Raw genomic sequence first — 20,337 nt, 5'->3', positions numbered from 1 at the left:
CCTTATTCCTCCACAGTATTGAGCGTTCGGGTACTAACTTCTTGCTGCAGGAATGCAACAAAATCATCAATTTTAAATTTACCCAAATCTTTACCTTTGCGAGTACGTACTGCTATTTCTCCAGCTTCCATTTCTTGGTCACCACAGACAAGCATGTACGGAACACGTTTCAAAGTATGTTCCCTGATTTTAAAGCCAATCTTCTCATTTCTCAAGTCCGCTTTGACTCTAAATCCATTTTTTTGCAGTTTTTTTGCAATTTCTTGTACATAATCGGCTTGTTTGTCTGTAATGCCCATCACAATTGCTTGTTCTGGCGCCAACCACGTAGGGAAAAAGCCTGCATAGTCTTCAATTAAGATACCGATGAAACGTTCAAGAGACCCTAAAATCGCGCGGTGAATCATCACTGGTGTGTGACGTTCGTTATCTTCACCTACGTAAGTTGCACCTAAACGTTCTGGTAATGCAAAATCGAGCTGTACTGTACCACATTGCCACGCACGATCCAGACAATCATGCAAAGTAAATTCAATTTTCGGTCCGTAGAACGCACCCTCACCCTCTTGAACTTCATAATTGATGTTCATAGATTCTAGCGCAAGGATTAAATCTGCTTCAGCTTTGTCCCACATTTCGTCAGAACCCACACGCTGTTCAGGACGTGTAGATAGCTTAACTACGATATTTTCAAAACCAAATGTAGTATATGTATCATAAACCATTTCGATACAAGACTTAACTTCAGCTTGTACTTGAGCTTCTGTACAGAATACGTGTGCATCATCTTGAGTAAAGCCACGAACACGCATGATGCCGTGTAGAGCACCAGATGGCTCATTACGGTGACATGAACCAAATTCAGCCATACGTAGTGGCAGATCACGGTATGATTTCAGACCTTGGTTAAAGATTTGAACATGACCAGGACAGTTCATTGGCTTGATAGCGTATTCACGGTTCTCTGAACTTGTTGTGAACATCGCTTCTGCGTATTTGTCCCAGTGGCCAGAACGCTCCCAAAGTACACGATCCATCATTAATGGACCTTTTACTTCTTGGTAATCGTATTCTGTTAGTTTTTCACGAATAAATACTTCTAGCTCACGGAAGATAGTCCAACCGTTGTGGTGCCAGAAAACCATACCTGGTGCTTCTTGTTGCATGTGGAACAAGTCAAGATGCTTACCAATTTTACGGTGATCACGCTTTGCAGCTTCTTCTAGGCGGATAAGGTGTGCTTTAAGCAACTTCTTATCTTGGAATGCTGTGCCGTAGATACGTTGAAGCATTTTATTGTCGCTGTTACCACGCCAATATGCACCAGCTACACTCAGAATCTTAAAGTTCTGACAAAAGCTCATGTTTGGAACGTGAGGACCACGACACATGTCGATGTATTCTTCATGGTGGTATAAACCTGGACGATCGTCTTTAGAAACGTTTTCGTCAAGGATTTCAATTTTGTAAGTTTCGCCACGAGCATCGAATGCATCGCGAGCTTCTTGCCAGCTTACGTTCTTCTTGATTACTTGGTACTTGGTTTTAGCTAGCTCTTTCATACGCTTTTCAATCTTATCAAGATCTTCTTGCGTTAAAGAGTGCTCTAAATCGATATCGTAGTAGAAACCGTTATCGATAGTAGGACCAATCGCCATTTTTGCTTCTGGGAAAAGCTGCTTAACTGCGTGACCTAAAAGGTGCGCACAAGAGTGGCGAATGATTTCTAAACCATCTTCATCTTTTGCTGTGATGATTTCAAGTTGTGCGTCATTTTCAATTAAATCACACGCATCAACACGAACACCATCAACACGGCCAGCGATACAAGCTTTCGCAAGACCGGGACCGATGTCAGCAGCAACATCCATAGTAGAAACAGCGTTATCGAATTGACGTTGAGAACCGTCTGGAAGAGTAATTACAGGCATGTTTTATCCTTTACAGTGGTGTTGCATACGAAGCAACACATGCTAAAAATTAATAAGTCTAAATAATAGAACGTTTATATATGATGTAAGGATCAATCAACCACACAAAGGTCGGGAACACTTACAAGCCGCTATTGTACGACTCTTAATCACCTAATGCAAAAAAGAATCGAGATCACAAAAATGATGTCGATTCTTTTAGATGACTCTTTATTACTGTTTACTTACACACGCAATATTTTCTGTACTGCATTATTAATATCACTACCTGAAGCATTTAAACCCAATGAAAAAGAAACATATTGATCACCGCGATTAAAGCCCATTGAACGATCAACCTCTGCTAAACAGTGAATAACTTGACCATCTAAGATAAATGACAATTCGATTTCTTTTTTATTAATGAATCCATTACTTCTAAATTCAATTTCTTGATAACCACCAGAATGCGATTTGAAATGCCCACCATTAAGGTAGCCCTTTTCTACATCTGCTTTTACCATACTAAACCCAGCTTGTTCAATTTGATTAATAATTGCTGCAGCGACAGGCATAGGTTTGACGACTAATAGATCACGGTCTGTTGGGTCTATCGCAAAATCAATATCCAGTACAGTTTCAATCCAAACATCACAATGATTATTTCGCACATTAAGCGCTGTAATTGGAGTTTCATCAGGTAAGTTAATGGTGAATGGCATTTCCTGTTTCTCCCCCGCTTGAATTACAAAGGGATTTACTGCCTGAGTATGAAATAGAGTTAACGTTTGATAACTGGTGCCATTATCACTTTCTACTTTCACCTCGGTATTCAATTTCAAATGAATCGCATCAATTTGCTGTTCAATATCACCACCTTCAATATGGACGGTTCCTTTTAGAAGATCACCTTGAAATAATTCTGGGTTTTCTAAAATGGTATCTACCTTTGCGGCACCTATACCTAATGAAGCTTTTAATTTTTTAAACATCCTTCGTCCTTTTTATATTCTTATGCTGCTGTCTAATTTTTTTACTTTCAATATAAATGTTAGAGTGAACCTATTAGATTAAGTTCCTAAAATCTACATCGGCAACTGTGATAATGAGCTCGCTATTCACAGCCAATACTAGGCCTCCCATGATAAGCAAGAATCCAAACAATGCGAGTCCTAATTAGTAACTTATTATGATGTCAGATAGTGCGTACAATTTAGTTCACAATTTACTGCTCATTAAGAAGCGAATGCTTTTAGTATATGACCATCGATAATACTCATTGCACTATGATAAAAAAGCGACTTAACATAAAGGTAAGCCGCTTTGGTTATCGATAATTATCAACACTAACTCAATTTAAAATTGGCAACTTGACGCTTGAGATCATCATTCGTATCATTAAGTAACTCGGTCGCTTGCACTGTTTGTTGACCACTACTTACTAATGACTCAACAATGTCTCGAATTGAAAGCATATTACGACTGAGCTCTTCAGCCACAGTGCTCTGCTCTTCTGTGGCTGCAGCTATCTGAGTACTAACATCATCGATTTCTTGCACTGAAGTACTCATCACGGTCAAGCTCTCAGATACTTCTGCAGTCTTGTCGGCAGTCTCTTGGCATTGTTTTTTGGTTGAGTCCATCGCTTTCACAACACTCTCTGTCCCACTAAGTAATTGATTAAGCATATCTGAAATTTCCATAGTGCTGTTTTGTGTTCTGCCAGCAAGAGCACGAACTTCATCAGCAACTACCGCGAAACCACGTCCTTGCTCACCCGCACGAGCAGCTTCAATGGCCGCATTTAGCGCCAGTAAATTAGTTTGTTCAGAGATTTCACCGATCACATTGAGCACATTACTGATCTTATTTGCGTCTTGATTCATGCGAAGAATATTGTTGGACATATCCTCCACTTCGATCACTAATGCACTGACTGTACTAACCGCATTGTTAACAATACCCAACGATGATTCAGCTTCTTTACTTGCCTCTTCTGTAATTCGATTCGACTGATTTACATTTCCGGCAACCGTTCGTGCACTTTCGCTCATCTCTGTAATTGCGGTAACCACTTGTTCTGTTTCACTTGAATGAGTTACAAGCATTACTTCGTTTTCTCGCGCTGTAGTATCTAATTGCTTAGCACTAACTGAAATATTTTGGCTTGCTTGAGAAATATGCAGCATCATCTCTTGTAGATTCTCTACAAATCGATTAAAGCCCTGACTTATTTGAGCTAAATCGTCATTGCCTTCTATGTTAAGCCGTTGGGTGAGATCGCCAGTACCATGAGATAGATCTAATACTGCGCTTTTTAATTTCAGTAGCGGTCGATAAGCGTATTGTAAAATAACAAAAATAGCACCACAACTTACAAACAGCAGTAACCCTCCAGTCACTAGCGACTCATTCATTGCCGTGTAAACCTCTGTTAGAGCACTTTCTTGGTCAACAAACACCATCAAAGTCCAATACATATCGGGGGTAAGATTAACACGTTCAAAATAGCCATCAAACTGAATCCCTAGGTAAGGAAAACTTAAATGACCTAATTGCTGAGAAAAAAAGGCTCGCTCCATATCTACAAAATTTTCGCTAATTTGTGATGGTTTTTTTCCTAGATCATTCGGATCATCACTAGCAAAAAATACCGCGTTCTTATCCGTCAATGTTGCTGCACCACCAGCAAAGCGCATATTACTTACTGCACTTATTACATCACCTAGCTGTATATCACCAAGCAGTACACCGATAACTTGCCCGTTTTGAATTACAGGTATCGTGACGCTAACCACTTTCTGTTGGGTCAATTGATCTTGATATACACCTGTAACAATAACGTCACGAGCATTTTTTGCGTCTTGATACCAATCACGCTGACGAAAATCATACTTCTCACCATCTAATGACATAAAGGTACGGCCATCTTGGTAAGTCATGATGACATTAGAGAGCGACGCACTCTGCGCCAAAAGTTCAACTAAACCTTGATTGGTTTCATCACTAAGTTCGCGATTAAAGCTTTTCGCTCCATTCTTAATAGCCTGAGTCTTAAACGCCATCATCTGTTCTAGTTCTGCAACATGAAAACTGAGCTTATCAGAAGTTTTTGCCTCCAAACCTTCAATCATATTGTCTCTCATCGCCAGTATATTAAGCGTTCCTAACACGATGAGTGAAGCGGCGACAAGCACCCCAACCCCAACGTAAATTCTCGATTTAAAGCCTAAATTCATCTTATACCTCACTGTTTACGTATATATTAGAGCGATATTTTGATGATATTGGTCATTTTATTTTATATTTCACGTAGCTGAATGCTCAGTACATGAAGATTGCAACCAATCTATCACCTAGCCATGACTGCTTCTTTGTTTGTATACAACTAAGCCGTCAGTAAAATTTAGCTGCTGAATGGATAACTATCAATAGTTTCAATATATTTATTTTTATAAAGTATCACTAATCATATTTATTTGATTTTATTGAGAACAATATGAGATTTATTTAACATTTTGAACACCATTTATTCTCACGCTCAATAAAATGCCTATAGTAAGCGAGGCACGGATGTTTCGTGATTGGCTAAGTAGCGATAAAGCTCTCGCTACTTGTTCCGGATAAAACAATTTTAAGAATTTGGAGCAACACTATGAGTGATAAGAAAAAAATCAAGTACGGCCCAAGGCAAGAACCATGGATAGATCAAGTACCGGACTTCGCGCTTGGAAAAGTTTCCCCACCCTCAGCGGACCCAACCAAGGTTTATGCAGAAAGAAACTATGATTTTCATTACACCGAGCAGGCAGTCGATAGCTTTGATGTCGAACTATCACCCAGAGGACAAACTTCAGAAGAGCAAGATCAAGTTTATCAACAATTACTTGCTTATGTTGGTGTTCAAAAACAGCATTTTCTTGGTTATCAGACAGAAGAAAATCTTAATTATCAAAATCGACTTTCTCCATTTCTTAACGCCAGCCTAAATAACGTCGGCGACCCTTTCGTTAATGGGAACTATACGATTAACTCAAAATGTGTTGAACGCTCCGTTCTAGATTATTTTGCTTGTTTGTGGAATGCCAAATGGCCCTCACAAGGTCCATATATGGATAAAAACGACCAATTTCAACCTGGTGACCCTGACAGCTACTGGGGTTATGTTCTCACTATGGGTAGCACAGAAGGAAACTTATATGCAATGCTTAATGCTCGTGACTATTTGAGCGGTGTGATGTTATTGGAGGAGGAAATAAAATCTGAAACAATCAGTGGTGCAACCTTGGTTAATAATGAGGTGTATGCACACTACCCCTGTCCACCACCGAAAAAAACTAATGCCTACACGCCTGTAGCTTTTTTTTCACAAGATACCCATTACTCTATTGTAAAGGCTATGGCGGTTGAAAAAATTGATACCTTTGGCGATCTTGGAAATCGACTTTACCCACAGCAAAACCCTGTTGATCCGGGAAAACCTTGGCCAAGAGAGGTTGAGTCAGAAAAACCTACCCCCGATCTTCCTGCAGGCTCTGGTGCTATTGACGTTGAAAAACTAATCAAATATGTCACATTTTTTGCCCAAAAAGGATATCCAATCTTATTGGTTCTAAACTGTGGAACAACTTTCAAAGGAGCCTATGATGATGTTGATCAAGTAACATCTCTATTAGAGCCAATTTTAAAAGAAAATGGTTTATGGCAAAGAAAGGTACCTATCGATCCACAAGACCCCAAAAGTGATTTTGAGATGCGAGCCGGCTATTGGGTACATATTGATGGTGCGCTCGGCGCAAGCTATTTACCTTTCATAAAAATGGCAAAAGATTGTCCAGAATACCAAAGCTATTTTGCCGAGCATAATCACAAAACAGGACCAAATTTTGACTTCAGTAACACTATGGTTCACTCCATTGTCACTAGCGGGCATAAGTGGCCAGGTGCTCCATGGCCAACGGGCGTCTACATGACCAAGCAAAAATTCATGGTTTCACCTCCCGATAACCCAGAATATATTGGCTCACCCGACACCACATTTGCAGGGTCGCGTAACGGTCTTTCTCCATTAGTGCTTTGGGAGTATTTCGCCAATAACAGTTATCAGAAGCAGGTAGAACTTGCCATGCAAGGGCAACAGATGGCGCAGTATGCCTATGAGCAATTAGCTTTGGTTGCTGAGTATTGGCGCAATAAAGACGCTAACTTACCTGAAGGATTGTGGCTACAAAGGACTCCTCAGTCACTCTCGTTGATCTTCTGCCAACCGAATGAGAAGATTATTTTTCGTTATTCCCTTGCTAAAGAGAGCGCCAGTTTAGGAGAGGAAGATACTGAACAACGGCACTATGTTCATCTATTTACGATGTGGAATGTAGACAAATCACTGATCAATAGTTTATGTCATGATCTTAAGCAACCGGGAGCATTCAATCCTCTATTATTTGAATCAATCAAACACACTAAGGTAAGTAAACCTAGAGTCGCAAACACCCTCAAGCAAATCCGCTTACCTCTAAGAGGGCGTTCGTTTCGTTAATGAAATAGACTACGTTTAGATGTTAACATCGCCTCAGATCAGTCACGAATATTTGAGGCGATGTCTTTTAGTTTTTTAGATTACGTTCCTAAAATCTGCATTGGTAATTGTAACAACGCATCACCACTGCTAGCAAAATACCAAATAATCGCGATAAGTGAACTGACTAATCCGATGTACCATGCTGTTGATACAATCTGTCCATATTTATCTAATGGTAATAAATGGCTATGATGGCGAGCACGCCACTCAAATACTATTTCAAGACTTCCCATAATCAGTAAGAAACCAAAAAGTGCGAGTCCTAATTGATAACTCAATATAACCCCACCAACCGCAGCCAACGCGCATAATGTAATGCCTAACTTACTGTTCATTGAAAAGCTAATACTCTTAAGAACATGACCACCATCTAAAGGGAGTATTGGTAGTAAGTTAAATAGGTTCAAAAAGGCGTTAAATACAGCAAGGCCAGCAAAGAACATTTCTCCGGTTATCCAGTACACAACGACTAGCACGAGAGATAATACCAAGCCAAAGAAAGGTCCCATGATGGAAATAACAACATCTTGCCAACGAGTATTTATTTTCTCATCACTGAGCGCTAAGCCGCCAAGAAATGGAATTAAATAGATGCCTTTGGTTTTCATACCAAAGTATTTCATTGCTCGGATATGCCCATATTCATGAAATACAAGACAAGCGATAAGTGATAATGCAAATTCAATAGAGAACAACCAAGAATACGCGGCAATACTGGCAGAGGCCAATACCACTTTGATCAACTTTGCACTTTTTAACGCTTTCATTCCTAATGAGATAAGGCCAATTAGACTGAATTTTCGCTCTGCCTTAATTGGAGTATGCGGGACTTGTTGTTCAATGTCTTTAGTATTACGTGAGCCTTCAGAAATTAATTTATCATCAACGGTTGCTCGATATTCTATTAAGAAAGGTTGCCATGTCACTTTTGCTTCTAAGCGGCAGGTTAACACTGTTTCGCCTTGATTGAGCTGAAATTCATGTTGGTAGTTATCTTGATGATCAGCAGAAGCCGCTTGTTGAGCAACTAAGGTATTATTCCAGAAGACTTGTTGCCAACCGGCCATTGATCCTTCTAAGCGCAATGGTTGCCCTAGAAAGTCGATAGATAATAGTTCCATTATTTTCCCTGTCTGTAGTACATCGCATCAATAATATTAAGCTACTGCCACTATTGATGCGCGTAGTAGTATTTATACTATATGGTACGAAATAACGTACAGTTGACCTTTGTTTGGGTAGATCTCTTCAATGATATTTTTTAACTCTTCAAGCGTCATGTTCTCTTGCTCTGCATGATAGGTATTAAGATCATCAAAAGTAATTGGTTCTACTGAATCAATTGCTAATCGACAAAAACGACGGTTATCTTCATATGTACTAACCTCCACTTCTGTTCCTACGACGTAATCTTTTTCTGATTCATCACGAATGGTAATTACTTTTTTACCCGATAAAATATCAGATTCAAAACGTTCAAAAAAAGTCATGTTTGTTGGTGCTGATTTCATTATCTTTTCCTAAATACAATTCGAGCTGCGACAATGCAGCTCGAAGCGTAATATTAATAAAAAATACGTAGCGTTAACCGAAGCAGTAATTTGCCCAATGAGCTAAACCTGCAGTTACCGAACCAAAGTAATTACCACCTACAATTTCAATGTTTGGTAATTGTTGTTGTAGTGCTGCTCGTAAAATTGGTGAACGAGCAGAACCGCCAGTAACATAAATAATATCTGGCGTTTTTCCTGCTTGCTGAATGGCTTCTTTTACTAGCTTATTAATGTTCTCTTGTGGTTTAGCTATCGCTTCTGTCAAATCTGACTGGCTGATTGATAGCGATAACCCTTCATCTAAGTAGCTTAAATCTACCGCATTCTCTAAGTGCTCTGATAATGCAATTTTTGTTTGCTCAGCATCACGTAGTAATTTATAGCTTAGTTTTTCATCATATAATTTAATTAGACGAGCTAGCTTCTCAGGCTCTTGAGTGTCGTTCATCATCTGTAAAAGGTGCTTACGATTACCAAAACCAAAAAACTCCAACTGAGCGACAATGTTATTGATCGCTATTGGGTTCCAGAACTGTGTCATTGGTAACTCAAGTCCTTTATGCGTACGACTTTGAGAGCCCAATAATGGCATTAATTGACGATGAGCTAAATGAATATCTAAATCGTTACCACCAATTCGTGAACCACTGTGAGATAAGATCCCTTTTGTGCGATCATGATAATCACGCCATGATGGCCCCATTTGAAGCATTGAGCAGTCCGTTGTACCACCACCGATATCGACAATAAGAACGGTTTTATCTTCATTTAATGTTTGTTCATAATCTAGACCAGCAGCAACTGGTTCAAACTGAAATTCAATATTCTTAAAGCCTACACGTATTGCTGCACGAGACAGAATTGAAATTGCTTGGCTGTTCGCCTCATCACTTGCTGCGCCTTGAAAATTGACAGGACGTCCAATTACCGTTGATGTAATATCTTGTTGTAGTTCTTGCTCTGCTTTATTTTTGATGTTCTTCATCATTGCAGTTACAAGATCTTCAAACAGACTCACTTGAACATCACGTAGACCAGAAACCCCTAAGAAAGACTTTGGTGATTTAACGTAATAAACATCTTCAGGATCTTCAATATAAGTATTTAATGCTGCTTGACCAAATGTCATTGATTCAGCATCAACATCAATATCTTCTTCACGGTTAAAAGAGATAGCGGTATGAAGTAAACGTTCATTAATATCAGTACTTGGTTGAACACCCCAAATACGGAAAAGATATTCAGAAACGGCTTCTCTTGTAGGCGCACATAATGCAGAAGGAATAAAAGTACTATCCCCTTCTAGCTTTAATAGCTTCGCTTGATTATCCAGAATGGTCGCCACTGAGCAGTTAGCGGTTCCGTAGTCAAATCCAATAAACATGTTGTACACCTAGCTTCGATAAAAGGGAGCTGATTTTACTCGCTTGTTACCTCTTTGCCAATCAAAATGAGAAAGAAGCTGAAATTCCGACCTGATCTTGATTAATGACAGGCATAATCATGACAGAATTTGAATCCATATACTTATCAGTGACCACGTATTGAATCGCGGTGGCCAGCGCAGCACCAGCAATCACATCACGCCAATAATGATGATCGTTCTCTACTCGTGAATAACCAATTAGACTTGCCCCCATATAAGCAGGTAATCCATACTCCCACCCATAACGAAATTGGAGATATGATGCACCTTGGAAGGCAGCCGAAGAGTGACCAGATGGAAAACTTAATTCATCTTCACCATTTGGTCGTTCCGCTTTCACTGTTCGCTTCAATATTTGTGTTGCAGCTAAAGTGTAAGCAGCTCCTTTAGTGAACATCCAAAAACCATCGTAATCTTCTTTATATAATGCAATGGATCCTGCTATCAGAGGAATACCTACCGCACCAATATCAGCGTTCCTATCATCTGGCGACTTATCTTCCGCTTGTACAGAAGCACTTAGCATGACTGCTATACTGATAAATACTACTTTTTCAAACCCTTTCATTAATCTCGCCTTAATGTTAATGAACTTCCATTTGTGGCATCATTTATTATGATTATAACGATAATCATGTGAATTAATTGTCAATTTTTATAATTTGAAACGTTTAACTGATTGTTTTTACTTTTATTCTGACTGGATAGACCATTTAATGAAGATATATTGGTTATACTAGCCCAGTTATTTCATTAGCTAGGTTTTCCAAAAACATATTATGCAGTTAAATCAATATTTTTCAGAAACGGACAACTCATTCGAATTCACTCGCCAACAAGCAAGTGATTTTGCAAAAAAAGTAGCGGGTGATTTCAACCCTATTCATGATGTAGAGTCAAAACGTTTTTGTGTTCCTGGCGATTTGTTGTTTGCAGTTTTGCTGTCTAAGACTGGTATTAGCCACAAAATGCATTTTGATTTTGCTGGTATGGTTTCTAGCGGTACGCCTTTGCATATAAACCATACAGCCGAAGGTGAGTATTCTTTATCTGATGATAACGATAAACAATATCTTCATGTTAAGCGTAGCGGTGAAAAGAATTTAGAACCTGAGTTTATTGAACATGTTGTAAAACAGTATGTTCAATTTTCTGGAATGAACTTTCCTCATATCATGGTGCCACTCATGGAAGAAAAGCAGTTAATGATCAACTGCCAACGTCCTTTGGTGATTTATGAAAGCATGGATCTGGAATTTACTCGTTTAGATCTTTCAGCACCAAGCGTTGAATTTACAGGTGCGACCATGGATATAGAAGGTAAACGTGGCCTTGTTAAATTAAACTTCAAATTCATTGAAAATGGTGAAGAAGTGGGTCACGGCACTAAACGTATGATCGCAACAGGTCTAAAGGCTTACGATCAAGCGGCTATTGATGATCTTGTTGATCGTTTTACTGCATTGAAAGAAAACTACACCGCCTAAACTATATAATTAAACTCTTTATATTTAGCACTAAATTATTTTTTAATTTGGTGCTTTTTTATATAACAAAAATTTCTTTTTTATAACTAATTACACCAATATTTTACTGGGTGGTAGCTTGTAATTTAGACTGACTTATTGAATACTACTTTATAAGTATAATGATTATTAAGACAATGATCTTAATAACACAACTAAGTTGGCTATAATGAAAGTTTCTATTAATCAAATAAAATCAAGTTACCCACCCTCATTGGAAAACTCTTTTTTCGAAGCAGAAGATGCACCCCATCATCAAGATAACCACTATACATGCTGTGAGTGTTTTGCTGCTTGGTATGGTTCTGCTCGTTGCATTTCATGTAAAAAACAAAAGTTCGTTGTTACTACAAGCTTTTATTCAAAATGCTCTTTATTTGATATTTGTTAATAGGTAAATATCAATACAAAATTAATCTAATAACCTCGTATTTCAAAAAATAAGACAACTTTCGAAAATAAAAAAGCCCGCTGATTAAAGCGGGCTTTTTATTTAGATTAAGTTAACACTTATTCTTCTGTATCTTCAACGCCTGAATCATCAGCTTGAGGTGCTTCAGTTACTTCAGTATTGACTTCAGTCTCTGTTGCTTCACCCTCTTCACCTTCAAAGATTTCAAGCTCTTCTGGTTCATCAATACGTTGTAGACCAACTACATTCTCATCTTCAGCAGTACGGATCAGTGTAACACCTTGGGTATTACGACCCACTTGGCTCACTTCCGATACGCGTGTACGAACTAACGTACCTGCATCCGTGATCATCATGAACTCATCACCATCTTCAGTTTGAACCGCACCAACAACACTGCCGTTACGATCAGAAACCTTGATAGATACAACACCTTGAGTTGCACGACCTTTAGTTGGGTACTCAGCAAGTTCTGTACGTTTACCGTAACCATTTTCAGTTACTGTAAGTACGTCGCCATCATTTTTAGGAACAATCAATGAGACAACTTTATCGCCACTTGCCAGTTTCATACCACGAACACCCGAAGCGGTACGACCCATTTGTCGAACCCCTTTGAACTTGATTTCTGGCTGACCATTTTCATCAAGAACTGGGTTACCATTCTCATCAAATACTTGAGTTTCTTCCGCTTCTTTGAAACGAACAACTTTACCAAATTTAGAGAACAGCATGATTTCATTTGAACCATCAGTGATATCAACACCGATCAATGAATCATCTTCACGTAAATTAACTGCTATCAGGCCGTTTGCACGAACTTTAGCAAATTGATCTAGTGATGTTTTCTTAACTGTACCATCACCTGTTGCCATGAAGATGTACTTATCTTCAGAGTATTCAGATACTGGTAGAATCGCTGTAATACGTTCACCTTCTTCTAAAGGAAGAATGTTAACGATAGGCTTACCACGAGCAGTACGGCTAGCTTGAGGAAGTTGGAATACTTTCAAACTGTATGCTTTACCACGTGTAGAGAAGCAAAGGATATTATCATGAGTGTTAGCAACAAGTAGACGCTCGATATAATCGGTGTCCTTCATCTTCGTTGCACTCTTACCTTTACCACCACGACGCTGAGCTTCGTAGTCACCTAGGATTTGGTACTTAACATAACCTTCACGAGAAAGCGTTACTACTACGTCTTCTTGTGTGATTAAGTCTTCCATGTCGATATCGTGAATTGCTGCACCAATTTCAGTGCGACGCTCATCACCATAAGTATCACGAACTGTTATTAATTCATCACGAATGATTTCCATTAGACGTTCAGTGCTTGCAAGGATATGCATTAGCTCTGCGATTTCGTCCAATAAAGCTTTGTATTCGTCTAGAATTTTTTCATGCTCTAAACCAGTTAAACGGTGTAGGCGAAGTTCTAGAATTGCTTGAGCTTGTTGTTCCGTTAAGAAGTATTTACCTTCACGAATACCAAACTCTGGCTCTAACCAATCAGGGCGAGCTGCATCTGTACCTGCACGCTCTAGCATGTCAGCTACATTACCAAGATCCCAACCGCGAGCGACTAGGCCTTGCTTAGCTTCAGCTGGTGTCGGTGCATTTTTGATCAGCTCAATGATGTCATCAATATTTGCTAATGCTAATGCCAAACCTTCAAGGATATGAGCACGATCACGCGCTTTGCGTAATTCAAAAATAGTACGACGAGTTACCACTTCACGACGGTGATCAACAAAACACTTCAACATTTCTTTTAAGTTGAATAATTTTGGTTGGCCGTTGTCTAGCGCTACCATGTTTACGCCGAATGTTGTTTGAAGCTGAGTTAATGAATATAGGTTATTAAGAACCACTTCACCAACAGCATCGCGCTTACATTCGATAACAATACGCATACCATCTTTATCAGATTCGTCGCGCAGTGCTGAAATGCCTTCTACTTTCTTATCTTTAACAAGCTCTGCGATTTTTTCAATCACGCGAGCTTTATTTACTTGATAAGGGATCTCAGTAACAATAATGGTTTCTTTGCCATTTTTGTCCGCTTCGATATTTGCTTTAGAGCGCATGTAAACTTTACCACGACCTGTTTTATATGCATCAACGATGCCTTTACGACCACTGATTAATGCAGCTGTCGGAAAGTCAGGACCTGGAATATAGTTAATCAGCTCATCGATGGTGATATCTTCATTCTCGATGTAAGCCAAACAACCATTAACCACTTCAGTTAAATTATGAGGCGGAATGTTTGTTGCCATACCAACAGCGATACCTGATGCACCATTAACTAATAAGTTTGGTACACGAGTTGGTAATACCGCAGGGATCTGTTCTGTACCATCATAGTTAGGAACGTAATCAACTGTTTCTTTATCTAAATCAGCCAACAGTTCGTGAGCGATTTTCGACATACGAACTTCGGTATAACGCATCGCCGCCGCTGAATCCCCATCAATAGAACCAAAGTTACCTTGGCCATCAACAAGCATGTAGCGTAGTGAGAACGGCTGCGCCATACGTACGATCGTATCGTATACAGCACTATCACCGTGTGGGTGATATTTACCAATTACGTCGCCGACAACACGGGCAGATTTTTTATATGGTTTATTCCAATCATTACCTAGTACATCCATCGCGAATAAAACACGGCGGTGTACAGGTTTTAGACCATCACGCACATCTGGAAGAGCACGACCAACGATTACTGACATCGCATAGTCTAGGTATGAACCTCGAAGCTCATCTTCAATATTTACGGGCGTGATCCCTTTAGCAAGATCGCTCATAGAGCCAATATCCCTCAATTAGTTCTGTCGTATCAATATCAATTACTCTGTCTGCTATTATGTTCTTTATAAAAGACAAAGTAATTGATACTGATAAACGTGCAAGATTGCAAAATATAGCACATAACACTTCGAGTTCGCATCGTTTTAATTCGCAAAATAGATCTTAAGCTTAAGAAACCGACGAAATCAGGAGTAAGTCACACAGCGATTCATCATATTCTTGAAAAACCTCATAAAAATCGATGAAAAAAACATCATTTTAAACACTCTCTTTCTGTTTTTTTCTGTATATAATAAAAAGAAGATAAAAAAGGAATATGAATTATGACTCAGCAGTTAAATGTCGATCCGGCAGAAATCAAAAAATTTGAAGATATGGCGTCTCGTTGGTGGGATCTTGAAGGTGAATTTAAACCACTACACCAAATCAATCCATTACGCCTGAACTACGTATTAGATAATGCCAATGGCTTATTTGGTAAAAAGATATTAGATGTAGGCTGTGGCGGCGGTATCTTAGCTGAGAGCATGGCAAAGCAAGGTGCTGATGTTATCGGGTTAGATATGGGGAAAGAGCCTCTTACTGTTGCTCGTTTACACGCTTTAGAGACAGGGACTACGTTGGAATACATCCAATCTACTGCCGAACAGCACGCTGAAGAAAATCCTGAGACCTATGATGTGGTTACCTGCATGGAAATGCTGGAACATGTCCCTGATCCACTATCAGTGATTCGCTCATGTGCGAAAATGGTAAAACCAGGTGGCCACGTATTTTTCTCAACACTGAATCGTAATATTAAATCGTATTTATTTGCGATTGTAGGTGCTGAGCAACTGCTTAAACTAGTACCTAAAGGCACACATGACCACAATAAGTTCATCCGCCCTTCTGAATTAATGAAGATGCTAGATCAAACCGCATTACAAGAAAAAGGGATTACCGGCTTACATTACAATCCATTAACAGATGTCTATTCATTAGGCAAAAATGTTGATGTGAATTATATCGTTCACACCACTTTATAAATTAAAGTTCGCTAATTACTTTCTTTAAGCCCTTCTTACTTTTAATTAAGTAGTTATAGAAGGGCTTTATTTTGAATTATCTTATCACTATTTTTGGTTGCCAAATCATCACAGTGATCAGATCGCCGTACAACAAATCATCATTTTCATTTGAATCTTAGAGATCCATCTAAACCACAAAAATCAAGAAAAATATTTTTTTGACTGGCTACTTCTCAACCATTACGAAATACGCTATTTCTGAACACTTGATATCACTAAACTTACTCGGTTAGTAGTTACTTACTGTTTTTTTTAATTCATAGGTTATCCACAGGCAAGTCTCATTTTCTAGCTTGATCAGTCGCCTTTTTATCATTATCTTGTAGCCAATTATTTAGTTAAGCCCTATATGTTGTGTTTGCTTATCAAATTAACACTATACGCTTGATCACAAATTAATAACGATAATTACAAAAAATACATAGATTCTAAGGAAAAGCCGCAAATGACCCAACAGCTTACCGTTACTAAGCGAAATGGCACCACAGAAAAGATCAATTTAGAGAAGATCCATAAAGTGATCACGTGGGCAGCAGAAGATCTTGATAACGTTTCAGTGTCTCAAGTTGAAATGAAATCTCACATCCAATTCTACGATGGAATGAAGACATCTGATATTCATGAAACCATCATTAAAGCCGCTGCTGATCTTATTTCTGAAGAAACGCCAGATTACCAATATCTTGCTGCTCGTTTGTCGGTTTTCCATCTTCGTAAAAAAGCCTATGGTAAATTTGAGCCGCCAACTCTATTCTCTCATGTTAATAACCTGATTGAACTAGGTAAATACGATAAGCACATTACAGAAGATTATACTGAAGCTGAATTTGCTCTGATGGATGAAATGATCGATCATGATCGTGATATGGATTTTTCATACGCAGCAGTTAAACAACTTGAAGGTAAATACTTCGTTCAGAACCGTGTAACGGGCGAGATCTACGAAAGTGCACAGTTCCTATATATTCTTGTTGCTGCATGTTTATTTGCTAAATATCCTAAAGATACGCGTCTTGATTACATTCAACGCTTCTACGATGCGACATCTAAATTTAAGATTTCATTGCCAACACCAATCATGTCAGGTGTTCGTACCCCTACACGTCAGTTCAGCTCATGTGTATTAATTGAGTGTGATGATAGCCTAGATTCAATCAACGCGACTGCTGGATCAATTGTACGTTATGTATCTCAACGTGCTGGTATTGGTATCAATGCTGGTCGTATCCGCGCTCTAGGCTCTGAAATCCGTGATGGTGAAGCTTTTCACACCGGTTGTATCCCATTCTACAAATACTTCCAAACAGCAGTAAAATGTTGTTCTCAAGGTGGTGTCCGTGGTGGCGCAGCAACTCTGTTCTACCCTATTTGGCACCGTGAAGTAGAATCGCTACTAGTGCTAAAAAACAACCGTGGTGTTGAAGAAAACCGTGTACGTCATATGGACTACGGTGTTCAAATTAACAAGCTTATGTATACTCGTTTAATTAAAGGCGAACACATTAGCTTATTCTCACCATCTGATGTTCCTGGCTTATATGATGCTTTCTTTGCTGACCAAGTTGAATTTGAACGTCTATACGAAAAATACGAGCAAGATACCTCAATCAAGCGTGAAACAATTAAAGCGATAGAGTTATTCTCTCTACTAATGCAAGAGCGAGCTTCAACAGGTCGTATCTACATTCAAAACGTCGACCACTGTAATACACATAGCCCGTTCGACCCAAGTGTTGCGCCAGTACGCCAATCTAACCTTTGTTTAGAAATTGCACTTCCAACTAAGCCATTAACACACGTTAATGACGAAGAAGGTGAAATCGCATTATGTACTCTGTCAGCATTCAACTTAGGTGCGATTGAAAAGCTAGAAGAACTTGAAGAATTAGCAAACCTTGCAGTACGCGCTCTTGATGCGCTACTTGATTATCAAGATTACCCTCTTCCAGCAGCTTATAAATCAACAATGAATCGCCGTACTTTAGGTGTAGGTGTGATTAACTATGCTTACTACCTTGCTAAAAATGGTGTGAAGTATTCTGACGGTAGTGCAAATGGTTTGACACATAAAACATTTGAAGCGATTCAATTCTATCTTCTAAAGGCATCTGTTGGTTTAGCAAAAGAGCAAGGTGCTTGTCCTGCTTTTAATGAAACAACTTATTCTCAAGGTATTCTACCTATCGATTCTTATAAGAAAGACATCGATAAAGTGTGTGATGAGCAATTACATTTAGATTGGGAAGAGCTTCGTGAAGAGATCAAAACCCACGGTCTTCGTAACTCAACATTATCAGCATTAATGCCTTCTGAGACATCTTCTCAGATCTCAAATGCAACTAATGGTATTGAGCCACCACGTGGTTTTGTCTCTATTAAGGCATCAAAAGATGGGATCTTAAAACAAGTAGTCCCTGATTACGTAAACTTAAAAGAGAACTACGAACTACTGTGGAATATTGGTTCTAATGATGGTTATTTACAGCTAGTTGGCATCATGCAGAAATTTATTGACCAAGCGATTTCAGCAAATACTAACTATGACCCAAGCATTCAAGCAAATGGCAAAGTACCAATGAAGTTGCTATTAAAAGATCTGCTTACGGCTTATAAATTAGGTTTGAAAACATTGTACTACCATAATACCCGTGATGGTGCGAGCGATGCACAAGGTGATTTAGGGCAAGATGACGATTGTGCAGGCGGTGGTTGTAAGATCTAACGTTTCATTTTAAAATTAAGCCCGCTTTTATGGCGGGCTTAATTGTTTTTAGCTCCCGTTACATTACGTGATACCGATAAGAATTTGTATAAAGTGCTTATCGGTATCATCATTTCATAAAAATAAAGCCCTTCGTTTCTTTTGGCTTTAACAACATTGAGGTTTCCATGGCGTATAGTACTTTTCGACAAGAAAAAAATGATCAATTGAAAGAGCCTATGTTTTTAGGTAACTCGGTAAATGTTGCTCGTTATGACCAACAAAAATTTCAGATCTTTGAAAAACTTATCGAAAAGCAACTGTCGTTCTTTTGGCGTCCTGAAGAGGTTGATGTTTCTGGTGATCGTATTGATTACCATAACCTACCAGATCATGAGCAACATATTTTTATCAGTAACTTAAAATATCAAACGCTACTCGATTCGATTCAAGGTCGTAGCCCAAATGTTGCCCTACTGCCTTTAGTTTCACTACCAGAATTAGAAACTTGGATTGAGACTTGGTCTTTCTCTGAAACAATCCACTCACGTTCATACACCCATATTGTTCGTAATATCGTGAATAATCCATCAATTATTTTTGATGATATCGTCGAGAATGAAGAAATTCTAAAGCGTGCAAAAGACATTGCACACTATTACGATAACTTGATCCAAGCGACAAATGATTACCATCGTTTAGGTGAAGGTACTCATACTATCAATAACGAAGAAGTTATTGTTTCAAAGCGTGAGTTAAAGAAAAAACTCTATCTTTGTTTAATGTCTGTTAATGCACTAGAAGCGATTCGTTTCTATGTCAGCTTTGCTTGTTCTTTTGCTTTTGCAGAACGAAAATTAATGGAAGGTAATGCCAAGATCATAAAATTGATCGCTCGTGATGAAGCCCTTCACTTAACTAGCACCCAACATATGGTAAATCTGCTTCGTACAGGCCAAGATGACCCTGAGTTTATTGAAATTGCAGCTGAGTGTGAGCAAGAGTGCTTTGATTTATTTAAAGCAGCAGCTGAGCAAGAAAAAGAATGGGCAAGCTACTTATTTAAAGACGGTTCAATGATCGGTCTAAACAAAGATATTCTTTGCCAATATGTTGAATATATTACTAATCTACGTATGAAAGCAGTTGGTCTTAATAGTGCATATGAAGGTGCAACTCAAAACCCAATTCCATGGATCAACTCTTGGTTAAGCTCTGATAACGTTCAAGTTGCTCCTCAAGAAGCAGAAATTAGCTCTTACTTAGTTGGTCAAATTGATAACGACATCGACGCTGACGATCTTGGTGACTTTGAGTTATAATAAGCCAAACTAAAAATAC

At 38.8% G+C, this 20,337-nt stretch carries 14 protein-coding genes; 6 read left to right on the top strand and 8 right to left on the bottom strand.

Going from position 1 to position 20,337, the window contains the following annotated elements; all coding sequences use genetic code 11:
• Positions 1-2: 2 nt before the first annotated feature.
• The 3 genes from thrS to ACU5DF_RS10985 all read right to left on the bottom strand — a co-directional run bounded on the left by thrS (position 3) and on the right by ACU5DF_RS10985 (position 5,149).
• Positions 3-1,931, bottom strand: coding sequence for a threonine--tRNA ligase (thrS, locus tag ACU5DF_RS10995; RefSeq protein WP_446712879.1), 1,929 nt, complete (start codon positions 1,929-1,931; stop codon positions 3-5).
• A gap of 224 nt (positions 1,932-2,155) precedes the next feature.
• Positions 2,156-2,902: a sporulation protein gene (locus ACU5DF_RS10990; RefSeq protein ID WP_446712878.1), complete on the bottom strand. Its 747-nt coding sequence runs from the start codon at positions 2,900-2,902 to the stop codon at positions 2,156-2,158.
• A gap of 354 nt (positions 2,903-3,256) precedes the next feature.
• A complete protein-coding gene (locus ACU5DF_RS10985) occupies positions 3,257-5,149 on the bottom strand; it encodes a methyl-accepting chemotaxis protein (RefSeq protein ID WP_446712877.1) in 1,893 nt (630 codons plus the stop codon).
• Between the two features lie 416 nt (positions 5,150-5,565).
• Between ACU5DF_RS10985 and ACU5DF_RS10980 the strand changes: the two genes are divergently transcribed.
• Positions 5,566-7,449 (top strand): PLP-dependent aminotransferase family protein, encoded by a 1,884-nt coding sequence (locus ACU5DF_RS10980; RefSeq protein WP_446712876.1) that lies wholly within the window; start codon positions 5,566-5,568, stop codon positions 7,447-7,449.
• An 80-nt stretch (positions 7,450-7,529) separates the two neighbouring features.
• On the opposite strand, the gene ACU5DF_RS10975 is transcribed toward ACU5DF_RS10980, so the two are convergent.
• From ACU5DF_RS10975 to ACU5DF_RS10960, 4 genes are all read right to left on the bottom strand, one after another.
• The gene (locus ACU5DF_RS10975; RefSeq protein WP_045102202.1) at positions 7,530-8,612 is read right to left on the bottom strand and encodes a site-2 protease family protein; all 1,083 of its coding nucleotides are present in this window, start codon (positions 8,610-8,612) and stop codon (positions 7,530-7,532) included.
• 72 nt (positions 8,613-8,684) lie between these two features.
• Complete coding sequence (gene yqfB, locus ACU5DF_RS10970; protein ID WP_045102203.1) at positions 8,685-9,002, bottom strand: N(4)-acetylcytidine aminohydrolase; 318 nt, start codon at positions 9,000-9,002, stop codon at positions 8,685-8,687.
• Positions 9,003-9,075: 73 nt separating this feature from the next.
• Positions 9,076-10,428, bottom strand: coding sequence for a molecular chaperone (gene yegD / locus ACU5DF_RS10965; protein WP_045102204.1), 1,353 nt, complete (start codon positions 10,426-10,428; stop codon positions 9,076-9,078).
• Between the two features lie 61 nt (positions 10,429-10,489).
• A complete protein-coding gene (locus ACU5DF_RS10960; protein ID WP_446712875.1) occupies positions 10,490-11,038 on the bottom strand; it encodes a phosphatase PAP2 family protein in 549 nt (182 codons plus the stop codon).
• A gap of 211 nt (positions 11,039-11,249) precedes the next feature.
• On the opposite strand from ACU5DF_RS10960, the gene ACU5DF_RS10955 reads away from it, so the two are divergent.
• Positions 11,250-11,957, top strand: a complete 708-nt coding sequence (locus ACU5DF_RS10955) for a DUF3581 domain-containing protein (protein WP_045102206.1) — start codon at positions 11,250-11,252, stop codon at positions 11,955-11,957.
• A 208-nt stretch (positions 11,958-12,165) separates the two neighbouring features.
• Positions 12,166-12,387 (top strand): hypothetical protein, encoded by a 222-nt coding sequence (locus tag ACU5DF_RS10950; protein WP_446712874.1) that lies wholly within the window; start codon positions 12,166-12,168, stop codon positions 12,385-12,387.
• Between the two features lie 119 nt (positions 12,388-12,506).
• On the opposite strand, the gene gyrA is transcribed toward ACU5DF_RS10950, so the two are convergent.
• A complete protein-coding gene (gene gyrA, locus ACU5DF_RS10945) occupies positions 12,507-15,221 on the bottom strand; it encodes a DNA topoisomerase (ATP-hydrolyzing) subunit A (RefSeq protein WP_446712873.1) in 2,715 nt (904 codons plus the stop codon).
• A 327-nt stretch (positions 15,222-15,548) separates the two neighbouring features.
• Here gyrA and ubiG point away from each other — a divergent pair, with 327 nt between their 5' ends.
• From ubiG to nrdB, 3 genes are all read left to right on the top strand, one after another.
• Positions 15,549-16,253 (top strand): bifunctional 2-polyprenyl-6-hydroxyphenol methylase/3-demethylubiquinol 3-O-methyltransferase UbiG, encoded by a 705-nt coding sequence (gene ubiG / locus ACU5DF_RS10940; protein ID WP_446712872.1) that lies wholly within the window; start codon positions 15,549-15,551, stop codon positions 16,251-16,253.
• Between the two features lie 487 nt (positions 16,254-16,740).
• Positions 16,741-19,017, top strand: coding sequence for a class 1a ribonucleoside-diphosphate reductase subunit alpha (gene nrdA / locus ACU5DF_RS10935; protein WP_446712871.1), 2,277 nt, complete (start codon positions 16,741-16,743; stop codon positions 19,015-19,017).
• Positions 19,018-19,184: 167 nt separating this feature from the next.
• Positions 19,185-20,318: a class Ia ribonucleoside-diphosphate reductase subunit beta gene (nrdB, locus tag ACU5DF_RS10930; protein ID WP_446712870.1), complete on the top strand. Its 1,134-nt coding sequence runs from the start codon at positions 19,185-19,187 to the stop codon at positions 20,316-20,318.
• Positions 20,319-20,337: the final 19 nt, after the last annotated feature.

It is taken from the genome of Aliivibrio wodanis (assembly GCF_052920805.1).
This window is presented reverse-complemented; position numbering and strand designations above follow the sequence as displayed.